Raw genomic sequence first — 3,469 nt, forward strand, 5'->3', positions numbered from 1 at the left:
GTCCCGGGCCTGCGTCAGGCGGTCCCGCGCGGACGGCGAGTCGATCACCGCGAGCACCTGTCCCCGGGCCACCCGCTGTCCAGGTCGGACACGCAGGCTGGCAAGCGTGCCGTCGGCCGGGGCGGTGAGGGTCGCGGCGGCCCGGGCGGTCACCGTGGCCGGCGCGTCGATCACCTCGCTCACCGGCGCGCGGCCGACCGGCGCGACGGCGACCGGGGAGGTGTCGTCACCGCACGAGGCGGCGGTGGTGCCGGTCAGGGCGACGACGGCGAGCAGGACGGTGACGAGACGGGGGCGGCGGGCCGCGGGCAGCCGCGGCGAGGGAGTGCGGGCCACCCGGCCCATGCTACGACCCGTCGACCGGCGTCGACGTGTCAGCCGACGGCGGTTCGCACGTAGGCGACGCAGTCGTCCTGCAACGCCGACCACGGGTCGCCGAACACCTGGTCGGCGGCCTCGGCCGGGGACCGGCGCTGGTGCACCACGGCCCGGAAGAAGTCCAGCACCCGCTGCTCGCCGTAACGGTCCACCAGGTGCCGCACGGCCAGGTACCCGACGCCGTAGGCGCCACCGACCCGGTCGTCGCTCGCGTCGTCGGCCGGGGCCACCGCGTCCAGCCGGCCGGACCACCCGCCCTTGAGCAGCTTGCGCACCTCGGCCAGGCCCTCGTACCGGTCGACCGGCTGACCGTCGGTGCCGGCGTACTCGGCCAACCCCTCCACCAGCCACCAGCTCGCCCGGTCCGCGTATCCCTGCTCCGGCAGCGAGGCCGCGTGGGTCAGCTCGTGCCGCAGCAGGTCGTCCACCCCCGCCGCAGAGAGGCTCTGCGCGTTGAGCACGACGTCGTGTCGTCCCCCACCGACACCCACCGCGTACCCGGCGGTCCACTTCGGCCGGCCGCCGCCGTACCAGCGCTGCCACTCCGCCCGGCCGGCGTAGAAGATCAGGTACCGGTCCGGCGGCGTGCCGTCGACCGCGTACCGGTCGGCGGCCCGCGCGGCCGACTCCGCCTGCGCCAGCAGCCCGGGCAGCTTGGCCCGCTGGGCCGGCGTGGTGGCCACCACCGCCCGCTTCCCCACCGCGACGGCCAGGTCGCTGACCTCCCACGGCCGCACACCCGCCGGGTCGTTCCGGGACGGCTCCACGGCGGTCAGTCGCGGCTCCTCCCCCACCACCCGCCAGCTGGTGCCCATCGTCGCCGTGCTCGGCCCGCAACCCGGCACCACGAAGCAGTAGCCCACGGTCACCGTCAGCCGCCACTCCCCGGACCGTCCGTCCACGGCCACCGGCACCCCGGCGGCGGCGGGCCGCCACACACTGGTCCGCAACGCCCGCAACGCCGCGTACCGCTTGCCGAGCGCCGGCCGGGCCGCCGGCTCCGCCACCGCGAGGAAGCCCGCCCGGTCCCCACCGAGCAGTGCGGTGGCCTGCCGATCGAGCTGCGCGACCATCCGCTCGGCGAGCCGCCGCTGCTCCGGCGTGCCCCGGTCCTCCCGGCCCGCGGCCGGCCGCCCGGCCGCGTCGGGCGCCAGCTGCCGCAGGACTACGCCGGGCACCGCACCCACCGTCACCCCGAGGGCCAGGCCGAGGGCGGTCCAGAGCGGCCACCGCCGTTTCCTCACCGCCGTTCCGGTCGGGGCAGGCTCGGGGGGTACGGCCATCTGCGGCGTCATCGCGGGCGGTGTTGCCGGAGGCGGTGTTGCCGGAGGCGGTGTTGCCGGAGGCGGCGCTGCTAAGGGCGGCGTTGCCGAGCGGGGTGCGTCGGTGCCCGCTTGTGGCCCAGCCGCTGTCGGAGCGGGTGCGGGTGTGCTCGGCTCCGGCACTGCTGGCCCCGAAGCCGGGACAGCCGGCGTCTGCGCGGAGGCGACCCCGCTCGACGTCGAGGTGGCCGGGCCCGGTTCCGGGGGAGACGCGGCTGCGCCCGCCTGCAGGGCGACGGCACCCGACTCGAGGGCGACCTCGACCGACTCGAGGGCGACGGCAGCCGGCTCCGGGACGATCGCGCCTGGCTCGGGGAAGACCGCGCCCGGCTCGAGGACGACGGCACTCCGCTCGGGAACGACCGCGCGCGGCTCAGGAGCGACGTCGCCCGGATCAAGGACGGCTGCCGGGTCAGGGACGGCCGCCGCACCCGGCTCGGGAACGACGGCATTCGGTTCCGGGGTGACCGGCCTCGGGACAGGAAGAGGCACGTCCGGCTCGGGTGCGGCCGAGGCCAGGACGGGAACGGATGCGCTCGGCACGGGTGTGGCCGGTGCAGGAGCAGGTGCGGTCGGGCCCGACTCGGACGAAGTCTCGCTCGACGCGGACGAGGTCGGGTCGGGTTCAGGTGCGATCGTGCGGGGTTCGGGCGAGGTCGCCTCGGAGACGGTCGGTCCGGAGGCGGGGACGGTCGCGCTCGCCAGGGGTGTGACCTGTGCCGACGGCTCGCGGGTCGCCGGATCCGGACCGTCGACCTCGACGCTCGGGCGTTGCCCCTCGCCGTCGCTCCCGGCGCGTGGCTCGTCGCCGTCGGCTGCCCGGCCGGGAGGCTCCTCGTCGCCGTCGGTCACCGGCGAAGGGTACGACCAATCGGGCGTTCCGGGAAAGAGTCCTCCCCACAATCCCTGCCTCCCCTACCCGGCACCGCGCGCCGGCGGCACCGCCCGTCGGCGCGGGCGGGCGGGGGGTTCCGGGAGAAAGCACCGCAGCCAATCTCCGCGCCGGATCGCAAGCCAGATCTTGGAAGGAAACGGCCCCCATAGGGGCCTCAAGCTTCCAAGATCCGGCCACGTGTCGCAGATCTTGGTACCGATCCGCCCCTCCGGGGGCGTTCTCGTACCAAGATCCGCCGCGCGCCTCGCCCCGAGGGCGGGTCAGACCGGGTCGCCGGAGCGGACGAGGAGGGTCTTGTCGAGGGCCCAGAGCAACACCAGGGCCGCGCCGTGAAGCGGGTGACCGGCCAGGGCCAGCAGGACTCCGCCGGTGAGGAAGCAGGCCGCCTGCACGCCGAGCTTGGCCGGGGCGCGCAGCGGCACGGTCGCCCGGGGTGAGCAGAACACTCCCCAGACGACGGCGATCACCAGCGGCGCGCCGAGGCCGGCGAGCAGCCGCACCGGCCAGCCGGCGTCGAGTGTGAAGCCCCAGAGTCCGGCCGCCGCGAGCAGCGCCAGCTCCAGGAGGAAGATCAGGCCCGACAGCAGCGCCTTCATCGGGACCGCCAGCCCCGGTAGGCGAGGTCGAGCCCGGCGACCATCTGGTCGAACGAGCGGTCGACGTCGCGGGGCAGCCCGAACCCGCCCGCCGCTTCCAGGCTGACGAAGCCGTGCACGGTGGCGCGGAACATCCGGGTGGCGTCGACGGCCGCGTCGCCGTCGAGGCCGTAGCCGCGCAGGATCGCGAAGATCGCGCCGACCGCGCGCTCGGCGGCGGCCAGGTGCTCGGGGTCGGCCGGGTCGGGCGCGCGCTGGGCGGCCGGGTAGCGGCCGGG

General features: G+C 76.2%; 3 protein-coding genes and 1 pseudogene. All 4 read right to left on the reverse strand.

Features of this window, described 5'->3' with window-relative positions; translation table 11 throughout:
• Window positions 1-345: pseudogene (locus tag HUW36_RS28460) on the reverse strand (efflux transporter periplasmic adaptor subunit); the annotation flags it as partial.
• A gap of 29 nt (window positions 346-374) precedes the next feature.
• Complete coding sequence (locus HUW36_RS28465; protein WP_246248365.1) at window positions 375-1,622, reverse strand: hypothetical protein; 1,248 nt, start codon at window positions 1,620-1,622, stop codon at window positions 375-377.
• A 1,233-nt stretch (window positions 1,623-2,855) separates the two neighbouring features.
• Complete coding sequence (locus HUW36_RS28470; RefSeq protein WP_174530946.1) at window positions 2,856-3,191, reverse strand: YrdB family protein; 336 nt, start codon at window positions 3,189-3,191, stop codon at window positions 2,856-2,858.
• The coding region (locus tag HUW36_RS28475) for a TetR-like C-terminal domain-containing protein (protein ID WP_174530947.1) at window positions 3,188-3,469 on the reverse strand (282 nt) is incomplete at its 5' end. The genes HUW36_RS28475 and HUW36_RS28470, both read right to left, overlap by 4 nt.

The sequence above is a fragment of the Micromonospora maritima genome, assembly GCF_902825405.1.
Taxonomy (GTDB): Bacteria; Actinomycetota; Actinomycetes; order Mycobacteriales; family Micromonosporaceae; genus Micromonospora; species Micromonospora maritima.

Excerpts from the sequence above, each read along its gene's own strand:
- HUW36_RS28470 (WP_174530946.1), bottom strand. The coding sequence starts at position 3,191 with ATGAAGGCGCTGCTGTCGGGCCTGATCTTCCTCCTGGAGCTGGCGCTG.